The following is a 20115-nucleotide window of genomic DNA, read 5'->3' as shown; positions in this document are numbered from 1 at the left end:
TCTTGTCTTGTTTATGATACAGGTAGAGAATGGAAGGTGACAATATGAAATGGAAAGAAATACCTAAACCAATTAAAGTACGTCTCATCACATCGTTTTTCAACCGGGCTGTCTCGTTCTCGATCATGCCGTTCATGGCCCTCTTGTTCGTACAGGCATTCAACGAAGTCATCGCCGGTGCATTTTTGATCGCGATGGTCTTTGTCAGCTTCATCACGAATCTACTCGGCGGATATCTTGCCGATCGTTTTTCCCGCAAACGTCTGCTCGTCACGACTTCTGCGCTCACAGCGCTGACGTTCATCACGATGACGATCTCATTGACACTCGACTGGATGCTGTTGTTCATGGTCATCTACGCTGTCTTTTCGGTGACGAGTAATCTTGGTCGGCCGGCAATGGGGGCGATCATCATCGATGCAACGACGAAGGAAAATCGCCAAGCGGTTTATGCGCTCGACTACTGGCTGATCAATCTCTCGATCGCCATCGGTACAGCACTCGGGGGCTGGCTCTACGTCAGTAACCAATTGCTGTTGTTCTGGATCTTGAGCTTCACGTCATCCGTTTTACCAATTGCATACTTCCTGTTTCTTGACGACACACCAAGGACGTGGCAACGTCAAAAACTTCGTGGTGTCCTCACGGATATCTTCACGAGCTATCAACTCGCTTGGCGGGACCGTCCGTTCGTTAAGGTTGTCTTCGGTTCGATGTGTATCTTAGCGGCTGAGTTTTCGATGGGCAGTTATGTCGCCGTCCGACTCGCCGATTCGTTTGAACCGTTATCATTTGCCGGGTGGTCGATCAACGGGGTTCGGATGATGAGTATCATCAACATCGAAAATACGTTACTCGTCGTCACATTGACGTTCATCGTCCAGCGACTAGCGAAACGCTTGTCTCCGCGCCGGACGCTCGCTGCAGGTCTCATGCTGTACACGATCGGTTACGTCGTCGTGACGAGTGCCAACAGCATGACGGCACTGATGGTCTTCATCTTCATCGCAACGATTGGCGAGTTGCTCTACTCTCCGGTCTTGAACACACAAAAAGCGAACATGATGCCAGCCGATCAACGTGGGGCGTACTCAGCGTTCGCGGGAACGTCGTTTGCTGGAGCCGATTTACTTTCTCGGTCGACGATTCTCGTCGGGACCTTCTTGATTCCATCAATGATGAGTGTATACCTCGGATTGATCCTCTTGACGGGCTTTGGATTAGTTTATACGAGTCTGTTCGTGAAGGAATCTGTCGAGCGAGAGCGAAACGTATCTTAATAAGGGGGAATATAGATGAACTTACCAGATACTATTGAAACGCCACGGCACCTGTTACGCCGTTGGCAGGATGAGGATGCGGAAGCATTGTATGCTTACGCGAAGGATCCAAATGTCGGACCAAAAGCAGGCTGGGCGCCGCACGCGTCACTTGACGAAAGCCAAGAAGTGATCGGCATTTTCCAAGCGTCACCTGGCGAATATGCAGTGACCGATAAGGAAACTGGTGAAGTGATCGGTAGCTTCGGATTTCACTTTAATCGTCGGCCGGACGATTCAATCACCCATGACCGTCAAGTCGAGATTGGGTATGTCCTCGCACCTGATTACTGGGGAGAAGGACGGATGCCGGAAATCGTCGAAGCGATGCTCGATTTCATCTTCCGGGAACTGCCGATCGACATCGTCTGGTGTGGTCACTTTGATTTCAATGACCAATCACGCCGTGTCGTTGAAAAACTCGGGTTTACGCCTGTTCTTGACCGCCCATTCGTCTTAGAACGAATCGACGGTCGGACAGTGACGAGTCATGTCTACAACTGGACGCGTGAGCGGTATGAAGCAAAGCGTGAAATAACGAACACGTAATTGAAACCGACACAAATAAAAAGCGAACTTCTCTTAATCTGAGAATTTCGCTTTTTATTTGATTTGATGTGTAAAAAAAACTTTACTTTAAGTCAAAAAAACTTTACTGTTTATTTATGGTAATAAATATAGTTTGATGAAAGGAGAGATGGTTTGGGCATCAAGAGTAATGGATTCATTAAGAATCGATTAGCGATTTTAAGAGCTGAAAAAGGATGGTCGCAAAAAGAATTGGCAGAGAAGGTCGGAGTCAGTAGACAAACCATTATTTCTTTAGAAGGAAGTCGCTACAGCCCTTCGTTGATTCTGGCGTTTGAAATTGCATATTTATTTGATAAGGATATTAACGAAGTATTTCAATATGAACGAGAAGGTGAGGGAAAAGGGTGATTATAAACATAATAGTAATACCGATTTTTCTATTAAGCTTATTCGTATCGCTACCGTTTATTTTCGGTGAGGAAGGAAAAGATGAGCGGGGAAGACGAATTGTTTCAAGCGCATATACGTATACTTTTCCGATTTTTCCGATTGGTTGGTTACTGTTAGAAACCTATCATCGTAATTACGCTGATCTGACGTTTGTCGATTATCGAAATATATTAGGATTACTTATTCCTCTAACGTTCATTGTTTTAGGTGGTGTGATTTTTACATTAAAAAGACGAGTGTAAATCATTAATCCACTCAAATAACTCAAGATGTGAAAGGTGTGAAAAGTCATAAGACAAAGCAGCGACGTTCTCAAAGTAGGAGAACATCGCTGCTTTATCTTATTTTCTACTTAATGATTAAGTGATTAATCTGCCTGACTGTTCTTAGATGAACGGATAAAAGTAACTGCAATCGTAATCGAGGTCAAAACATAACTCACGAGGACGGCGGTAATCTCTGACAAATTAAATACAAACAAAAGCAGTAGTTGAGGCACGAAAAAGACGAACACTGCAATCGGTAAAATCCATGTCTTTGTTTTCCATGCCGTGACGAGAATCCAGGCAATTAGAAAGGCACCAATCATCCAGCCGACGCTTGGAGATAACGTGATTTTGGGCGAATCAACGAGTCCGTTGACGATCAACAGTCCGACGATCAGAAGAAGATGAACACTCCCATGAATCCCGTAACGCAGGAGGCGTGGTCGAGCAGTATCGCGTAAGGCGTCTTTGCGGAACAACAATGCAAGTGTCGTCAAATAAACAGCGCTTATCAGTAGGAAGCCACCGACGAGCAGGATACTGTAAGTCGTCGTGCCATTCAAGAGATTTTGTAAGTATAGAAAGCTGGAAGCACCAAGATACACTTGCATGATCGTCCAAAAGGCTTGTTTTGAATCAAATGCCATCTCGTGTGAGATCGACTGGATGTAGGCAGCAGGACTGTCACCCGTGATGGAACGAACCGATTTGCCATCCGCTTCCGCTTCAATCAGATGGTCTTCGAGTTCAAGGACGATCTCGTTCGTCGCTTGTTCATTTTTTCCCGAAGCAAGCAGGTAGACCTTCAAGTCTTCCAAAAATCGGGTTGATTCCGTTGATAGGGTCATCTCAATCATCCTCCTTTAAAATACTTTCAACACTTGTCGAAAGGTGTTGCCATCTTTCCTTGAATGCGGTGAGTTCTTCTGCACCGCTCGTCGTGATCGAATAATACTTCCGTTTCGGACCGGACGGAGAGACGCGTGAAGTCGCTTCGATCCAGCCCAGTTTTTGCATCCGGATTAATAAGGGATAGATCGTTCCTTCGCTGATGTCAGCGAAACCGTATGCTTTCAGTTTCGTCGCAAGTTCATAACCATAAATCTCTTCTTCCGCGATCAGTGCAAGTAAACAACCGTCGAGAATCCCCTTTAACATTTGTGTCGATGACATCCGCATCATCCTTTCGCTACTTGGTATTACAAGGTAATGATATACCAAGCTATTTTGTATTGCAAGGTAGCTGGAGGAAAAAGATTCATTTCCCTGAAAAAAAGGTAAACAAATCATAAAGTAGATACGTCGCTTGTTTAGAAAAGGGAGGTATTGATCGTGGATAAGCGGAATACTGTCGTCTCGGCGACCGTCGTCTTCATCATCATGGGTATCGTCATGGCTGTCTCTGCGTTTGGTTTCGGCATTCATTATGGTGAACCGGAGTTGTTACGTATCGCGATCTTCGGTGAAGTCGTTACAGCGATTTTTCTCGTCTGGTACATTCGTCGACATTCCACGTTTGCTGCCGTCGGGTTTTCGAAACTGCAGTCGCGGGGTCTGATCTGGTACATTCCGTTACTGCTGATCGTTATCGTTCAAGTCGGATTGATCGTCAATGCGATGCTCACGACCTCGATTTCATCATCGGCACTCCAACTTGTCGGAATCGTCTTCCTGACGACCTTATTCGTTGGTTTCAATGAGGAAGTCTTGTTTCGAGGCATCATCTTACGTTACCTTCGACCGAACGAACATCCGTATCGTGCCGTCCTCATCAGTGCGCTCCTATTCTCATCTTTCCACTTGCTTAATTTGATCGCTTTGATTCCCCCAGCAGCGATGTTGTTTCAACTTGCGAATACATTCGTCTTTGGTGTGTTCTTAGCGATCATCGCACTCAAGCTGAATACTCTTTGGCCATTGATCATTTTTCATGCGTTATGGGATTTCGCGAGCATCGCAGCGGATGTCGTGAACGTCAATTTAGGCATCACTCCTCTTTTGACACAAGCTTATCTACTCGTCGCGATTGTCATTCAATTGATCTTGTTGAAACGGCACGATCTCAGTCACCTGAATGGACCGATGAATCCACGTAACGTTTGAATAGTTGACTCCTCGTTGTTTGACGGGGAGTTTTTTTGAATAAAGCTAGTATCAATGATTAATATGTAATATATTACTTGTATGAAACCTACAGATGATTTAGCCATTGCACGACTTCCTCTCAGTGAGGAAGTATATCGACGTTTGCAACATCACATCATCACCTTACGCCTCGCCCCAGGTGAGAAGGTGAACGATCAAGCGCTCGCGGAAATGTTCGGGGTCAGCCGAACACCGGTCCGCGAAGCCTTGAAACGACTCGAGGAGGAAGGATTGATTTTTGCGAAACGGGGCTCGCGGACGATCGTGACAGAGCTTGACGCTGAACAGGCACAGCAAACCTATCCAATCATCGCGACGTTGCACGGGCTGGCAGCGCGTCTAGCCGGACCGCAATTGACGGAAGACGACTTGATGGAACTTCAGACGATCCATCAACAGTTCACGACGGCAATCGATCAACAGGAGACGGAGACAGCACTGACGTTAGACGATGCCTTTCACGATGTCTTTGTGTTGCGCAGTCAGAACGCTCAGCTACGAGAAACGATTCGCCGATTAACACCGCTGATCCGCCGGCTTGAATACGCCCAGTTCGATCGACTCGGACGCCAATCGATTGCCGATCATGCGGCGATTTTGATCGCGTGCCAACAACGGGATATCGAACAGCTCGTCCAAGCGACGGAACACAACTGGAACGGACTCGGACGTCTACTCGTCTCGACCCTAAAGGAGGAGCGCTGATGCGACCGATCATGTATGGCATCCTAGCGGCGATGTTCTTTGCCGTCACCTTCATCTTGAATCAATCGATGCAAGGAGCAGGCGGGCACTGGATCTACAGTGGATCGCTTCGCTTCTTCTTGATGTTGCCGTTCTTTATCGTCATCGTCTTGATGCGCCGGGGTATCGGACGTGTCATACAAGCACTTCGAACAGATATCGGCTTTTGGTTACTGTACGGAACGATTGGTTTTGGACTGTTTTACGGTAGCATCTGTCTTGCTGCCGATCATGCGCCGGGCTGGCTGATTGCCGGAACGTGGCAATTGACGATCCTAGCCGGACCGTTGCTTGCGCCCTTGTTCAAGCAACGGATTCCGTGGTCGGCTCTCAAGTATTCCGTCTTGATCGTCCTTGGCGTCGTCGTCATGCAGTTATCCATCGCAGGAAGTCTATCGCTACAATCCTTACTGTTCGGTGCCTTGCCGGTGCTCGTCGCTGCGATTGCCTATCCGCTCGGGAACCGAAAGATGATGGAACGGTATGGAAACGAGCTCGACGTGTTTGAACGGATCCTTGGGATGACGATCGCGAGTCTACCGTTTTGGATCGTGCTCTCCGTAATTGCTTACATACAAGTCGGATTACCAAGTGTCAGTCAAGTGACCCAGTCCGGCTTCGTCGCCTTATTCTCAGGCGTCATCGCGACATCGCTCTTCTTCTACGCGACGTCACTCGTCCGGACGGAACCGGTCCGGTTAGCCGCGATCGAGGCGACCCAGTCGTTTGAGATCGTCTTCACCGTTCTCGGGGAGATTTTGTTTCTCCATGCGGCACTACCGACGGGACTCGCGACATTCGGGATCATCCTCGTCATGCTCGGGATGACGTTGCATAGCTTGAATCAGGTGGAGCGGACGGTCGTCCGTCCTGCGAAACGAAAAATCAATTGAGAAAGTAGGCTGTCAGATGGTTTTAACAGGTACACTCGTCAATACCGTCCTGATCATCGTCGGGACGTTGCTCGGATTGATGTTCCACCGGATTCCGGAACGGATGAAGGAGACGGTCTTGCAAGCGATTGGTCTAGCCGTCGTCGTCCTCGGGATCCAGATGGGAATGAAAAGCACGAACTTTTTGATCGTCATCGGTAGTCTCGTTCTCGGAGGTGCGATCGGGGAATGGTTCCGTCTCGATGAGAAGCTCGACCGGATGGGGGCATGGCTCGAACGTAAAATCAGTCGCGGTCGACCATCGAATATCGCCGAAGGCTTCGTTACCGCGACGTTGATTTTCGTCATTGGAGCGATGGGTGTTCTCGGTGCGCTCGACGGTGGACTACGTCAGGATCACGACGTCCTCTATACGAAGGGATTGATTGACGGCTTCACGGCGCTCGTCCTCAGTTCAACGCTCGGGATCGGCGTCATGTTCTCAGCGATTCCCGTCTTTCTGTATCAAGGAGCGATCGCACTGAGTGCCGTTGCGATCACGAAGTTCATTCCCGACGCCGCCTTGCAAGAATTCATCTTGGAGATGACGGCGACCGGTGGAGTGATGATTGCAGCGATCGGTCTTAATCTCGCCGGAATCACGAAGATCCGCGTCGCGAACTTGTTACCGGGCATCGTCATCGTCGCTGTCATCGTGACGGGCTTACATCTATTCTAACGAAACATCCCCGCCTGTCCGAAAGGACGAGCGGGGATGTTGTGTTATGTCTCGATTAATTCATGTGTCTCGTATGCCGTGATCGTATGGGCATCGTAATGGAAGTCATGCAGTAACGGGTGTTCGGTCGACAGAGCAATCGGTAGGTAGTGCCGGAGGTTGCTGATGATACCCATGTTATCGTCGCTTAAAATCCAGTCGAGTGATTTCCAATCGAGGATTCCTTCAACTGTCATGACCGGTGTCGGAAATGGACGATCTTCTAAATCAGCCAGGTAGAGGTACATGCCAGAAGTCTCTTCCCCATGTAAGCGGACGATGCCTTTTGATGTCACTGAGGTGAGCGTGATACCTGTCTCTTCAAACGTCTCGCGGATGACGGCAGCTTCCGGTGTCTCGCCCGGTTCGATCTTACCACCGACACCATTCCACATGCCCATCGCCGGACGTTTTTGCCGATTGACGAGTAAAAAGTGGTCTGCGTGGCGGATTAAACAAAGTGTGTAACAATCCATGGTTTACGACTCCCGTCCTAAAAAGTGTGTGTTGTACAGCATCTCGAATTGGGCGGGACCTGCGACCGGTAACTCGGTCGTCGTCGTTTCTTCAATCCGTAACGTCCGCTCGGTCAACGTCTTTTGTCCGCGCGGCGTCCGCATCGCGACGAGGCGACCTTTATTGAACGGCGAAGCGTCGCTCTGCTGGATGATCTGTTCCATCTTCGATAAGTCATCTGTTGTAATGGATGTCTCTCGGTCGAACCGGTATCCAGTCACAAACTCCGCTTGTCCCGTTCGCTTCATCTCAAGTGTGTCATTATTGATGATCCGGTAACTGCCGCTCGCGGAATGAACGGTCTCCCCATTCAACGGAACAGGAACGAGCGGTAAATTAACGCCGAAGCCGGTATCGAGCAAGTGTGTTTCATTCCAAATGATCGCGACATGGGTCGGTCCGGTCGCTGACCAGACGTTCGACTTCGTATCGTAAACAGTCGCTTGAACGAGTCGAACGGGACAATTCAGTTCCTGCAGGATTCGGTGCAGCAGTCCGTTTAAGTCATAACAGACACCACCGCGTCGTTCTGTCAGAAACGTCTCGATGAAGCGCTCGTCGCTAAACGGACGGATGCGTTTCTCAAGGACGGTCGTATTCTCGAACGGTAACTGGTAGGCGAAGGCTTCGAGTAAGTCAGGTAATTGATCAAACGTGATTGCATCGAGCGGAAACTCAATTCGCTGTCCTAAGTCTTTCATCCAATCCATCTCTGATTCCTCCTTTATTCACTACCTGATTATCCCATATTCCTTCAGAAAATGTGGATTTCAGTCTATATTATCTGAAAATAAGGATTTCCCTTTTGTTCGATGGAAATCTTTGATATGCTGAGACAGGATTAATTAAGAATGATTCTCAATGTCGAATCACGAATTAAAGGAGGTCTCACCATGAGACGGAAAACTTGGATGACAGCGTTGACGCTCCTCGTGTTGAGCAGTTTGATGCTTGCAGCATGTTCAGGTCAAGCAGAGCAATCGAACGAAAAAACGCGGACGATCACGCACGAAGCAGGAAAAACGAAAGTACCGGAAAAGCCGAAGAAGGTCGTCGCGCTCGAATTCTCGTTCGTTGATGCGTTAGACGAACTCGGCATCACACCGGTCGGGATTGCACAAGAAAACAAGACCGATGTCTCTGGATTACTCGGAAAAGACATCGAGTTCACGGAAGTCGGTACACGCCAACAACCGAATCTTGAAGTGATCAGTTCCTTGCAACCGGATTTGATTATCGGCGACTTCAACCGTCATAAAGGAATTTACAAGCAATTGCAAGAAATCGCACCGACGATCATCTTGAAGAGTCGCAATGCGACGTATGAAGAGAACATCGATTCGTTCAAGACGATTGCGGAAGCGGTCGGCAAAACGAAACAGATGGACGATCGCCTTGCCCTGCATGAAGAGCGCTTGCAGGCAGCGAAGAAGAAGGTTGATCCAAAAGATGACCGGAAAGTCATGGTCGGTGTCTTCCGCGCCGATTCACTGACAGCGCACGGTGAGACGTCGTTTGACGGTGAGTTGCTCGAGAAGATCGGTATCGAGAATGCCGTTACGAAAACAGCGGAACCGACTGTGACGATCACGTTAGAGCAGATGGTCAAGTGGGATCCGGACGTCATCTTCATGGCGGAAGCCGATCCGAAGTTATTGAAGGAGTGGAAAAACAATCCGCTCTGGAATCAGATCACAGCGGTCAAAAACGGAGAAGTCTATGAAGTCAATCGTGACCTCTGGACACGTTACCGTGGTCTGGACGCTGCTGAACAAATCGTTGACGAAGCAATTCAATTGCTCAAACAGAAATAACGAACGACAAAAAGCCGGAGCAATCTGGCTTTTCGTCTTGATGAAAGGGGAAAGATCCGGTGCAGCGGAAACGTCTGATTTTCGTACTTATCTTACTCAGTGGCTTGGCCGTTTATATTAGCTTGTTCTTTGGTATCACACAGATGAATCCGGTCCACTTAGTGCAGGAGTGGATCAGTGGCACGACCTCTAAAGCGGGACTCGTCCTGACGAATCTGCGCCTGCCGCGTCTCTTACTCGGATTGTTGCTCGGAGCAAACCTTGCCGTCGCTGGAGCGATCATGCAAGCTGTGACGCGGAACCCGCTCGCTTCACCACAAGTCTTTGGGGTCAATGCCGGTGCGTCGTTTCTTGTCGTCTTAAGCCTGCTCATCTTTCCGTCACTCGGAACGGCGAACTTGCTTTACTTCGCTTTTGCTGGTGCCTTACTCGGTGGCGTGCTCGTCTTTTCGTTCGCTTCGATTCGCGGGATGACGGCGTTAAAACTCGCCCTCGTCGGGATGGCGATCCATCTCTTGTTGACGTCGCTAACGAAAGGCTTGATTTTGTTCAATGATCGAATCACGAATGTGTTGTACTGGTTGTCTGGTTCGCTCAGTGATGCAAGCTGGCTCGAACTCCGGATCGTCTTACCGTGGTCGCTCGCCGGTTTGATTCTTGCGGCAAGTCTCGCGAAGTCGCTCGCCGTTTTCCAACTCGGGCAAGACGTCGCGGTCGGACTCGGACAAAAAGTGACGCGGATCCGTCTGCTTGCCGGCATCAGTGTCGTGTTACTCGCAGGGGTAACGGTCGCCGTTGCCGGAGCAATTGGCTTCATCGGTCTGATGGTGCCGCATATCACACGTCGACTCGTTGGCGAGGACTACCGAATCGTCTTACCTGTCTCTGCCGTCATCGGTGGTCTGTTGTTGACGTACGCCGATGTCCTGGCGCGCTTTATTGCCTATCCGTATGAATCACCGGTCGGCATCGTGACGTCATTGCTCGGGGCACCTTTCTTCCTTATCTTGGCACGCCGTCAGATGAAAGGGGGATTACGATGAGAGAGATGCGTCGGATTCTACTTGTCGCAGTAATCGTTCTTGTCACAAGTTTCGCCTTACTGTCGGTCGGTTCGATTCAGTTGTCGTTAACGGAACTCTGGCAGTCGTTCTTCGGTGGAAAGGATGCCTTCATCGTCCAAAATTACCGCTTGCCGCGAACGGTCCTTGCCTTTTTAGCAGGTGCGAGTTTCGCTCTTGCTGGAGTCATCTTACAAAGTGTAATCCGTAATCCATTGATCTCACCGGACGTGATCGGGGTGACGAACGGAGCGTCGCTGTTCGCTGTCTTGACGATTGCCCTCGTGCCGGACGGTCCGCTCTTGTTGACACCGATCGCCGCCTTTATCGGGGCAGCACTCGTCATGTTAGCGTTGATGATGCTTGAGCGGGGGGGGAACGTTTCCCGCAGTTCGTTTGCGTTACTTGGTATCGCCGTTAGTGCGATCTGTGCTTCCGGAACAGAATACCTGTTGATTAAATTTCCACTCCAGACGAACGATTCACTCGTCTGGCTTGCTGGAAGTCTGTTCGGGAAAGGGTGGCAGGAAGTGTTGATCTTAGCGCCGGTGCTCGTCGTGATTGGTGCGATCCTCTTCTATCGCCATCGTCAACTCGATGTCTTATCACTTAGTGAGGAAGTCAGCATTGGTCTCGGGTTACCAATTCAGCGGACACGGCACGTCTTCTTGGCGCTCGCTGTCGTCCTAGCCGGTGTTGCCGTCGCAACAGTCGGTGCAATCGGCTTCATCGGTCTGATTGCCCCACATATGGCACGTCGTCTCGTCGGACATAAACACCTCGCTGTCTTACCGATGGCGCTGTTGCTCGGCGGTGGGTTACTCGTCGTCGCTGATGCGCTCGGTCGCGGAATTCATCCGCCACTTGAAGTACCAGCCGGATTGATCACAGCAATCATCGGTGTACCGTACTTTCTGTATCTCTTACGGAGAGAGCGGGCGGCATAAAGTTCGATATTATAAAAATGGAGTGTCCTTAGCGTGAACGCTGGGAACTCCATTTTTAGTAACACTGTGACTTTAAATTCTAATATTAGTTAAGCAGATTGTTTTTTAATATATAAGTTCAAGAAGATTCCTTATAAGGAAGTTTCCTCTATTTTGAGTCAATAAATAGCACTGTTTAATTTTTTACTTATTTGTTTGTAAATATTTACATATTGTGAGATGGTTACAATAAGATTCGTTTAGTAATTGATACTTTTTGGCTCAGTGAGTGAAACGAGTTCAACAAACATTATAGAGGAAGAGGTCGATATATATGGGGCAAAATAAATCTGGAGGTATGAAGGCGAAAATTCCTTGGTACTTTAATGGTTGGCTAATAATCTTATTGATTCTAGCTGGAGTTTCAACGGTTGGTATAACATCAATGATAGGTATCATATTATGGTTCGGTCGTTACTACTATATCAAGTCTGAAAAGCTAAAATTTCAAATCTTTGAAATTACGAACTTACAACAAGAAGTCACTTCCTTAAAGTCGGAGTTGGATACGCTAGAAATCAAGCAAAAAGAAATTCAAAGCAACATCTCGAATTCTGAGAGCATTTTTGAGGAAAGTAAAACGGAGTACTTAAAGCAAATTCGTCTTGAATATGAATCTGAAGGAAAACGAATTGTCGACGAAATCATTTTAGACAATCAAGAGAAAGTAGCCGAGCTCCAAAAGTTCGCGGAAGAACGTGATGTCTTAGCGATTGAAAATGAAAAGTTAAGCAAAAACATTAAATCTCAAAGTACAAAACTTTCAAAATTGAAAACGGAGTTCATTGGTATTCGCAATTTAATTAATTTATTCCCTAAGTTGTTCAACGAAGAAGATCTTCCGAATGAGTTAGAACAGTTATTAGCAGATTATGATGAAGAAAGCATCATGAAGAGTTTGGTTGAGTTAGAATACCATGCCATGAGTTCAAAAGAGTTACGTAAACAAATTAATAAAATCAAAAAAGAGATTGCTACATTGTTAGACAAATACAAAGATCGCTACAAAACAAAAACGAATCAAGCTATTTATCAGCTAATGGTAATTGGTTTACAGGCTGAGCTGCAAAACATTCTATATACTCTTTCGTACGCTAAGCATGAAGAGGCTATTGGTAATGCGAAGTCTTTAATTCGGAAATATTTAGCTATTTCAACTAACGGCAATGCTTCTATTTCACCTACAATCTCGAAATTCCTAGCAGAACTAGAACCATTATTCATCGAAGCGGTAGATGTTGAGTATCAATACTACATTAAACGTGAACAGGAAAAAGAAGAACAACGTCTAATACTAGAGCAAATGCGTCAAGAAGCTGCAGAACGCAAAGAACTAGAAGCACAAAAGAAAAAGTTAGAATCAGAAGAGGCAAAATTCGATGTAGAATTACAACGAACGAACGAGCTTCTAGTAAGCGAAAATAACCCTGATATTATTGCTCAACTACAGTTACGTGTTGAAGAGCTTATACAACAACAAAATAACATTTTAGAGCAGAAAGAAGAAATTTTAAAGAGAGCGAACGGTAAGGCTGGATACGTTTACGTTATCTCGAATCTAGGATCGTTCGGTCAACAGATATTCAAAGTGGGAATGACAAGACGTATGAACCCACAAGATCGAGTCGACGAACTTGGAGATGCCTCTGTACCATTTAAATTTGATGTACATGCAATGATTTTCTCCGATGATGCAGTAGGGTTAGAATATCAACTTCATCAAGAATTGACGGCTAAGCGATTTAATAAAGTAAATTTACGCAAAGAGTTTTTCGTAACAACAGTTGAAGAATTACAAAACTTAGTCGAAACAATCGATCCAACTGCTGAGTTCAAAACATCGATGGTTGCACAAGAGTACTTTAGAAGCATCGAAATGGATGAAGAGGGAATTATGCCTAGTTCTAATCTGTCTTATGGAAAAAATGAAGTCGATGTGAATGCGACTATTTTGAGTTAAGTGCTCTAAAAAGAAGTACGCAGTGAACAACCTAGTATAATAATCGTCATATATTGTTAAGTGATAAATGTTTAACTCCATATTAGCAATAGGGTATCTTACATCTGAGAAATACGATGTGAGATACCCTATTTTTTTTAGCTCGCTCTTAGTTGAATAATTTAAATCGTTGCTAATGTTTTCAGAAACCTCTTGAACTCTAAATGAATGAAGTTAATCAACTTTATGCTGAACGGATTTCCGTACCTAAATTCAAGAAGATCTCTTCCAACGACGCTTCCTCTAAGTTGAATGGTCGAATGGGCGGAAATCTTTAAAAAGAAGCAAGAAAAAGAACTAGAACGGATGCGAGTCCACGATACACTATGATGGAAAGCGTACATATTTTCTAAAGGAAGACGATCTCAAAAGAGGTCGTTTTTTTAATGACCAGAAGAGAAAGGTACTGCAGTTCATTTCGTACATCAATATAAAGGAATGATTGGCAAAAGGAGCAAATGACTTTAACTTCCTCATCACAGAATCTGTGAATAAATAATGGTCTAAGTCACATCACGCTGAATTCATAAATTTCAATTCGAAAATAAATATAAAATTGAAGTGTGAGTAAGAATAGAAAAACAGACGGTGAAAGTATAGGAAAAGAACAAATAACGTGATAATTTGAGAATATATTACATAATCTAAAAAAAAGTGAGTGGAAAAAATGAAGCGTAAAACGATGACGTTCTTAACAGCATTGAGTGTTACCTTAACCAGCTCCTTTATGTACGAGGCATTTGCAGAGGGAAAACAAAAGGCGCTGACTCCACAACAAAAAAACCAATATTATCAGCAGTATGCGGTTATTCTTGGTACTATTAATTCGCATCATCCAGATACAGATTTAGAACTCGTCAATCAAAAATCCTTCAAGGAAAAGGATTGGGTGACGCCGAACCGTTTTCGAAAGATAGCGGAAGATCGAGTCAAAGTAAAGTTCGCATCGACGTTCGATTTCTCAAAGAAAGAATCCACATCTAAATCAAAAACGATTCATGCGAAGGGGACAACATTTGCCATTTCGATCACTGGTACATTTGATACCGCACTTCGTGAGGAGGCAGAAAGGCAAGTCTTTAAAGCCATCACGTCTATGACGTCAACCGCTTCATCGAGTAAGGGGACATGGAGACAGCTTGGATATACCGCTGCTTTGATGGATGGCGGAAGAACATACGATGTGACGGTCGGTGGAGAATTCATTCAAAATGGTATTTCTTCCACACACAACATTCCTCTGGAGTTTTATTGTAGTGCAGAAGGTGTGATCAATTAGTTCAAAGTAGCAGGGGAAGAGACATTGATCTGTATCCTATAAAGCAGTAAAACAGAAGCTTACATGATGTGTAAGTGTCTTTTTTACTGCTTTTGTACGTAAAGGAGGAGATTCAATCGACACGTGACTTCGACATTTTTTCACAAAAATCATACGTATGATATACTAATTTATGTAAAATTGTAAAAGAAGTGAATGACATGGATGATAAAACACAAAAGATCTTACGGATGTGGCTGAGTATTCCTAGATGGATGCGTATTTTCGTTCCGGTTCTCCTATCTTTACTTGTTGTACTCGGTGCCATTTTTAAAGGGATAGAGATGCTGATTCATCCTACTTCACTCTCGATCTCACTCTCGGATCTACTGATTTGTTTCATCCCGTCCCTTGTTTTAGCTGTAGTGATTATTAAAAATACGAAGTAATCGACAGAACACTTATATGTATAAAGGAGATGAGACGATGGATCCGCGTAAGAAAAAAGTATATTTTGTTGGATATATTCTCTTTTTAATCGTGCTATTGATAGATTATTTGTTCGTTCCGAATACAGCATTTTATTCTGTCTTGTGGGTACTGCTTGGTCTTTTTTTGGTATTTAACATTTTTCTGTTCTTCCTTAAACCCAAAACGGATTGAGAACGAGCTGAAGTCATTTTTAGCAATTCGCTGCTCTAAAAAATAGCTATATTCGAATAGATAGGATGTATACAAAGAGGGTGATCCATTTCAATAACGGAATGGATCACCCTCTTTGCTTTGATTAAATAAGGTAAGTGATGTGTTGCTTACTCTACTTCATCTAGAGCAGCAGCTCCGATGACGCCTGCCTGTCCTTTTAATTCAGCAAGACGGATATCGACCTTTGAACGAAGGGACGGATATACGAGTTCGCGAACACGTTCCAGTAACGCGCTTCCCAGTATAAATCAGCAGATTCCGTAACACCTCCTCCAACGACGATAATTTCCGAATCAATCGTGTGAGTGATGTTTGCAAGTCCAGTTGCTAAATGATTAGTAAAACGATCTCACTCTTGCGGATGGGCGAGTAATCGCTCGATGGATGAGACATGGCGATTTGAAGCGTGTGATTGTAGTGCTGTACCACTGGCATATCCTTCGAGAGAACCTTTGTTCAACACAGGATGCAGTGGACCCGAGGAGTCGATAATCGTATTGCCAATCTCACCAGCGTATCCATTTGCTCCACGGATCAGTTGTTTCTTATAGACATAACCTCCGCCGATTCCTGAACTGACGGTTACATAGTAGACAGATGATGAGTGACGTCCCACACCGTATAACGCTTCACCAAGAGCCGCAGCATTAGCATCGTTCTCGAGAAAGACGGGTAAGTCGAATGCGGAGGAAAGTGGGGTAACCAAGTCGACTTCATCTCATCCTGGTAAATTTGGTGGAGATAACAGAAGTCCATTCTTCGTATCGAGTGGACCAGGCGCGGCAATTCCGATGTTCGATAGGACGAATTCCGTTGACGTTGATCGGTCTGTAAATAATTTTGAATCGTACCACTCCACCCAATTGACATGCTAATCACTCCAAACGATGAGAATTTTAGAAAAACAAATGTATACGTAGATAACGTTATCGGTTCTTAAAAATGGTCTATGAATAAACTAGAACTTACTTTTTTATGGATAGATGGAAAATAAATCTATATAATTATTTTATAAGCATTATTCGATACAATCATTTCAACAATAAGGTGGTAAATAATTTTGAGAATACGTCTAGCGTTCTTTTTATCAATACTCATTTGTTGTGTATCAGGATGTACATTCCAACCGACGCAGTCGACTGAGAAACCCAAGTCCACTATTCGAGAAGTTGAACTAGCAAAAGACCAGCATGCAAAAATCATCACGTTGTATCCAGCCTATATCGACTACATCACAAAAGTTCAGAAAAAGATGAAGGACACAAACGTCACGGACGAGGACCTACAGCGAATCTTCGATAAAACCGTCCGTCGGGAACTGGATCGCATTCAGAAAGAGCAGGATATCTTTCTTGATTTCAAGGGGTTCAATGACGTGTTTTCCGCCACTTCCTATTTGAACGATTTAAAAAGATTGACGAAACGTTTGATGCATGAAGAGAAAGAAAATATGAAAGCTGTTCATGAGGCACTCCGAAAATCAGCTGACCACCTTCCTGGTAAAGATAAGATTATCCTGATGCTACCCTTATCGGAAGAGCATCGATACGCCGCAAAGGCGACGAGCGGGCTGATTGGTTCTACGATGAGCGATGGTAGTATGGTGATTATGTTAGGTGAAGAGTATACGCATGAGATACTGGAGTACGTTGTTGCGCATGAGTATAATCATTCCGTAGTGAACGAACATCCTGAAATCAGGCAACCAAGTTCCATCGACTATCTCATATTCGAAGGTAAAGCGGAGGTGTTTGCGAAGGAACTTTATCCTAAAGCGCCCCCTATAGAAACAGAGAAGATGGCTTTCAGCGATAAAAAGAAGATACTCGAACAGGTTAAGAACAACTCCTTAAGCTACGAAGAACTTAGCACTGGAAGTGAAGCAAAGGATGTCCCTCGATTAACTGTTTACAGTTTAGGAACGGAGTTAATGTCAGATTTCCGACAAAAAAAATCTGAGCAGACACTGCAAGAGTTTTCATTAACACCAGTTTCAGATGTCATTCATGAAGGAAAGTTTAAATTGATTCTTGAGTAAAGAGGAGAAGGTGCATTAAAAAACACTGACGTTTGAAGCGAAAAAGTAAATACTTTCAATCTAGAAGGTCAAAATGCCAAAAGCAACCGAAGATATAATAGAGAATGTGAAGAGCATACTCTCAGATAAAGTTATGCTGAAGTGACAGCGTGACGATCTATTGGATATAAGAATGTTTTCTCTCTTACATATACTCTGAGGGAGCGTTCTTTTTAGACAGTCACATCTTTGTAAGAGCTTAGACATTCGTTATCCAATTCGAACGATCCGATTTTATGCGAAAATCCCTAAAAAATTCAAGACAGATAGTACAAATAAAATTAAAAGAACTATCATTAAAATAAATGCTAACATTTTGCCTATACCTCGATTACTAAAGATAGCAGCTAATAAAGCAAGGACCAGACCACCAATGAGGATGGCGTCGCCCCAAAATCCATTAATCGGGAATGTAAAAAGTACCAAGAAAGTAAGAACCATTAATCCGATAGAAATCCAGCCAAGTTTTGCTCTCAAGAGAAGACCCCCTTTTATTTGTATAAATTCCATTATCAGTATACAAAAAATGGGATGTTATTCAAACAATTAAAGGTGTACGTCTCTCTTCTAAACGTCTGTCATCCTATCTCACATACTTAATGATAACTATGAATCATCCTCTTATACGTATCGTAAATTTTGATTAGGTTAGTTTTTTTATATTGATAAGCATTTTTGGTGAAAATCATTAAAGTAAACTTACTTTTTAATACAAATAGAAGGTCGTATGGTAGAGTGATGATTGTCAACTATTAGCTATGAATAAAGGAGATTTGAAGATGTTATCTTGGCTCGGTATACATAAAGTAGAGAAACAAAGACATCAATTTTTTGGGAATATCGAAAAGCGGACTATAACTTTAGTTTTACTGACGTCCGTGTTGGTTTCATATGGGATCAAGATGTTGTTGACGTATGTAATTCCATTCGCATATTTGAAGGATCCCATCGTTGCTGTTTTGCCAGGAATAATTGGAGTATTGGTTGCTGTAATATACGTATTCGTTCTAGAGAGACGACTTCAAGAGAAACACGATGAAAACATTAAGCAAGGCTGACGAATTAACAACATAAATTGATAGATTCATGCTTGGAGGTACTTATCATGTTTACAGTCGAAAACTATATTGATTCAATTAAGATCCATCTTGAAAAGCAGTCAGGTTTAGTGGAGGACCAACTCCAGAAAATCTTTTCTTATCCGTTCTCTAAGGACATCGAAGTACTGGACTTCACAGCATTCATTGAACCGACTAGATTTGAACTTTCGGTCATCATGTTCTCAATGGATAAAGAAGCAAATGAAGTATTTTACGAAGGAAACGATTCAACTGTTTTTGCTGGGAGCGAAGATGTATTACAAGAAGTCGAATATCATCAAATGAACGACAGTCAACTCGAGGTTTTTTTTGAATTTCATGAGCAAAATGAAGAAAAGTTAATTCCACAAGAACAAAGCGTTTTTGCACAATGGTTCAGATTGTGCTGGGAAAAAGCTGGTGGAGCGTCACTAAATCTTCCATCGTACTTTACGATACACGATAGTGATGATTCTCTTGATTTAAAAAACAATTGTTGGATGGATGCTGAAGAAAAATGGTCTTGATGAAATAAGAATGGTAAGCTCCCTAAAAAAGTAGACAGCTTTGATATTTCAACTGTCTACTTTTTGGGGGAGCTTTTACTATAGCTACATCTAGATTTTGATAGGTCAAAAACAATACATCATTTTCGTCACGATGGGTGAGGATGGAACAGACTCGATTAAGTCAATCGCCTCGCTCTTCGAGTTTTCAGTCACGCCCTTGAATAGTTGAAGGACAAAATATCGCATGGGAGTATTATCTACATTTGATAATCGAACAAAGTGGACACGCTAACCAGAAGAACTAAGGATGAAAGCTTTACATGCGGTTCTGACTCAAAAGGAATCGCTCTCTAGCGCTAAAGTATTTTTGGTAGGAATCATATAGTAGAACGATGTTCAGCTCACTATCTTGGTTGATCACTGCGGTCTTTGCTCTTACTTGATCACTTGAGTGTTATTCCTTACACGCAGATAGAATCAATTAAGGGATACAGATAATGGGTACGATTAAGAGTTTCAACATACGATTGTTCTTTCGGTCATTTACTAAATCAACATATTACTGTGGTAGTGTACTTATGATATTTTATGAAACGCAGACTGCTTATAGAACGTAAATGGATAAATAACATGATATCTATTAAAACAGGAGAAAGGAGCGAACGACCTTGAACGATTCCATCTTGTATGTCGTGATTTTAATCCCCATGCTAGTGTTTGCGATCGTTTTATCAAGAGGAACGGGTGCCTCATTGCTTGCAGGATATAATACGATGTCAGAAAGTAAAAAGGAAACATATGACGAAGTCGCCCTGTGTAAATTTATGGGGAAAATCATGTATGGGATTAGCTTTAGCCTATTATTGATCGCATTCAGTGAGATATCTGGATACTCGTTTTTATTCATAGTAGGCTTCGTTCTACTCGTGTTTTTTATAATTTTTGCAGGCGTCTATACGAATACGAAGAATCGATTTAAAAAAGAACTGTAAGTTCGTCTAAGTCA

At 44.1% G+C, this 20115-nt stretch carries 22 protein-coding genes and 1 pseudogene; 16 read left to right on the top strand and 7 right to left on the bottom strand.

Annotated features, from left to right (window positions below):
* Positions 1-44: 44 nt before the first annotated feature.
* From EXG77_RS08470 to EXG77_RS08460, 3 genes are all read left to right on the top strand, one after another.
* Positions 45-1280 carry an MFS transporter gene (locus EXG77_RS08470; RefSeq protein ID WP_035397518.1) on the top strand — a complete coding sequence of 412 codons (1236 nt, stop codon included), beginning with the start codon at positions 45-47 and terminating at the stop codon, positions 1278-1280.
* A gap of 15 nt (positions 1281-1295) precedes the next feature.
* Positions 1296-1868, top strand: coding sequence for a GNAT family N-acetyltransferase (locus tag EXG77_RS08465; protein WP_035397516.1), 573 nt, complete (start codon positions 1296-1298; stop codon positions 1866-1868).
* Between the two features lie 159 nt (positions 1869-2027).
* On the top strand, positions 2028-2258 hold the full coding sequence (locus EXG77_RS08460; protein ID WP_035398535.1) for a helix-turn-helix transcriptional regulator: 231 nt from the start codon (positions 2028-2030) through the stop codon (positions 2256-2258).
* Positions 2259-2667: 409 nt separating this feature from the next.
* Here the strand turns inward: EXG77_RS08460 and EXG77_RS08455 are convergent, their stop codons facing one another.
* A complete protein-coding gene (locus tag EXG77_RS08455; protein ID WP_035397514.1) occupies positions 2668-3414 on the bottom strand; it encodes a hypothetical protein in 747 nt (248 codons plus the stop codon).
* A gap of 1 nt (position 3415) precedes the next feature.
* Complete coding sequence (locus EXG77_RS08450) at positions 3416-3739, bottom strand: PadR family transcriptional regulator (RefSeq protein WP_035397512.1); 324 nt, start codon at positions 3737-3739, stop codon at positions 3416-3418.
* 159 nt (positions 3740-3898) lie between these two features.
* On the opposite strand from EXG77_RS08450, the gene EXG77_RS08445 reads away from it, so the two are divergent.
* From EXG77_RS08445 to EXG77_RS08430, 4 genes are all read left to right on the top strand, one after another.
* Positions 3899-4669 carry a CPBP family intramembrane glutamic endopeptidase gene (locus tag EXG77_RS08445; protein WP_035397510.1) on the top strand — a complete coding sequence of 257 codons (771 nt, stop codon included), beginning with the start codon at positions 3899-3901 and terminating at the stop codon, positions 4667-4669.
* Between the two features lie 81 nt (positions 4670-4750).
* A complete protein-coding gene (locus EXG77_RS08440; RefSeq protein WP_035397508.1) occupies positions 4751-5416 on the top strand; it encodes a GntR family transcriptional regulator in 666 nt (221 codons plus the stop codon).
* Positions 5416-6348 carry a multidrug resistance efflux transporter family protein gene (locus tag EXG77_RS08435; protein WP_035397507.1) on the top strand — a complete coding sequence of 311 codons (933 nt, stop codon included), beginning with the start codon at positions 5416-5418 and terminating at the stop codon, positions 6346-6348. Before EXG77_RS08440 ends, EXG77_RS08435 begins: the two co-directional genes overlap by 1 nt.
* A gap of 16 nt (positions 6349-6364) precedes the next feature.
* Positions 6365-7066 carry a DUF554 domain-containing protein gene (locus EXG77_RS08430; RefSeq protein ID WP_035397505.1) on the top strand — a complete coding sequence of 234 codons (702 nt, stop codon included), beginning with the start codon at positions 6365-6367 and terminating at the stop codon, positions 7064-7066.
* A 44-nt stretch (positions 7067-7110) separates the two neighbouring features.
* Here the strand turns inward: EXG77_RS08430 and EXG77_RS08425 are convergent, their stop codons facing one another.
* A complete protein-coding gene (locus tag EXG77_RS08425) occupies positions 7111-7581 on the bottom strand; it encodes an 8-oxo-dGTP diphosphatase (RefSeq protein ID WP_052017134.1) in 471 nt (156 codons plus the stop codon).
* Positions 7582-7584: 3 nt separating this feature from the next.
* Entirely contained in the window at positions 7585-8331 is a 747-nt protein-coding gene (locus tag EXG77_RS08420) for an arylamine N-acetyltransferase (RefSeq protein ID WP_052017133.1), read from the bottom strand.
* A gap of 183 nt (positions 8332-8514) precedes the next feature.
* Here EXG77_RS08420 and EXG77_RS08415 point away from each other — a divergent pair, with 183 nt between their 5' ends.
* The 6 genes from EXG77_RS08415 to EXG77_RS08390 all read left to right on the top strand — a co-directional run bounded on the left by EXG77_RS08415 (position 8515) and on the right by EXG77_RS08390 (position 15188).
* Positions 8515-9435 carry a Fe(3+) dicitrate ABC transporter substrate-binding protein gene (locus EXG77_RS08415; protein ID WP_035397502.1) on the top strand — a complete coding sequence of 307 codons (921 nt, stop codon included), beginning with the start codon at positions 8515-8517 and terminating at the stop codon, positions 9433-9435.
* A gap of 59 nt (positions 9436-9494) precedes the next feature.
* Positions 9495-10478, top strand: a complete 984-nt coding sequence (locus EXG77_RS08410) for an iron ABC transporter permease (RefSeq protein ID WP_035397500.1) — start codon at positions 9495-9497, stop codon at positions 10476-10478.
* Between the two features lie 5 nt (positions 10479-10483).
* Positions 10484-11443 (top strand): iron ABC transporter permease, encoded by a 960-nt coding sequence (locus EXG77_RS08405; RefSeq protein WP_119182625.1) that lies wholly within the window; start codon positions 10484-10486, stop codon positions 11441-11443.
* 313 nt (positions 11444-11756) lie between these two features.
* Positions 11757-13442 (top strand): GIY-YIG nuclease family protein, encoded by a 1686-nt coding sequence (locus tag EXG77_RS16430; protein WP_119182611.1) that lies wholly within the window; start codon positions 11757-11759, stop codon positions 13440-13442.
* Positions 13443-14148: 706 nt separating this feature from the next.
* Complete coding sequence (locus EXG77_RS08395; RefSeq protein WP_052017132.1) at positions 14149-14760, top strand: hypothetical protein; 612 nt, start codon at positions 14149-14151, stop codon at positions 14758-14760.
* Between the two features lie 200 nt (positions 14761-14960).
* A complete protein-coding gene (locus EXG77_RS08390) occupies positions 14961-15188 on the top strand; it encodes a hypothetical protein (protein ID WP_035397495.1) in 228 nt (75 codons plus the stop codon).
* Positions 15189-15601: 413 nt separating this feature from the next.
* Here EXG77_RS08390 and EXG77_RS08380 read toward each other — a convergent pair.
* Positions 15602-16150, bottom strand: a pseudogene (locus EXG77_RS08380) (ROK family protein).
* A 12-nt stretch (positions 16151-16162) separates the two neighbouring features.
* Positions 16163-16303: a hypothetical protein gene (locus EXG77_RS16425; RefSeq protein ID WP_203229911.1), complete on the bottom strand. Its 141-nt coding sequence runs from the start codon at positions 16301-16303 to the stop codon at positions 16163-16165.
* Positions 16304-16504: 201 nt separating this feature from the next.
* Between EXG77_RS16425 and EXG77_RS08375 the strand changes: the two genes are divergently transcribed.
* Entirely contained in the window at positions 16505-17482 is a 978-nt protein-coding gene (locus EXG77_RS08375) for a DUF2268 domain-containing protein (protein ID WP_035397493.1), read from the top strand.
* Positions 17483-17755: 273 nt separating this feature from the next.
* Here the strand turns inward: EXG77_RS08375 and EXG77_RS08370 are convergent, their stop codons facing one another.
* Positions 17756-17998 carry a hypothetical protein gene (locus EXG77_RS08370; RefSeq protein WP_035397490.1) on the bottom strand — a complete coding sequence of 81 codons (243 nt, stop codon included), beginning with the start codon at positions 17996-17998 and terminating at the stop codon, positions 17756-17758.
* 628 nt (positions 17999-18626) lie between these two features.
* On the opposite strand from EXG77_RS08370, the gene EXG77_RS08360 reads away from it, so the two are divergent.
* Both EXG77_RS08360 and EXG77_RS08355 read left to right on the top strand, forming a co-directional pair.
* Positions 18627-19127 (top strand): hypothetical protein, encoded by a 501-nt coding sequence (locus EXG77_RS08360; protein WP_035397485.1) that lies wholly within the window; start codon positions 18627-18629, stop codon positions 19125-19127.
* A gap of 674 nt (positions 19128-19801) precedes the next feature.
* Positions 19802-20101, top strand: coding sequence for a DUF3784 domain-containing protein (locus EXG77_RS08355; RefSeq protein WP_370448378.1), 300 nt, complete (start codon positions 19802-19804; stop codon positions 20099-20101).
* Positions 20102-20115 lie beyond the last annotated feature (14 nt).

Origin of the sequence: Exiguobacterium sp. OS-77 (genome assembly GCF_000414195.2) — a bacterium.
Taxonomy (GTDB): domain Bacteria; phylum Bacillota; class Bacilli; order Exiguobacteriales; family Exiguobacteriaceae; genus Exiguobacterium_A; species Exiguobacterium_A indicum.
Note: the sequence above shows the minus strand (reverse complement) of the source record. Positions and strands in the feature narration are given on the sequence as shown.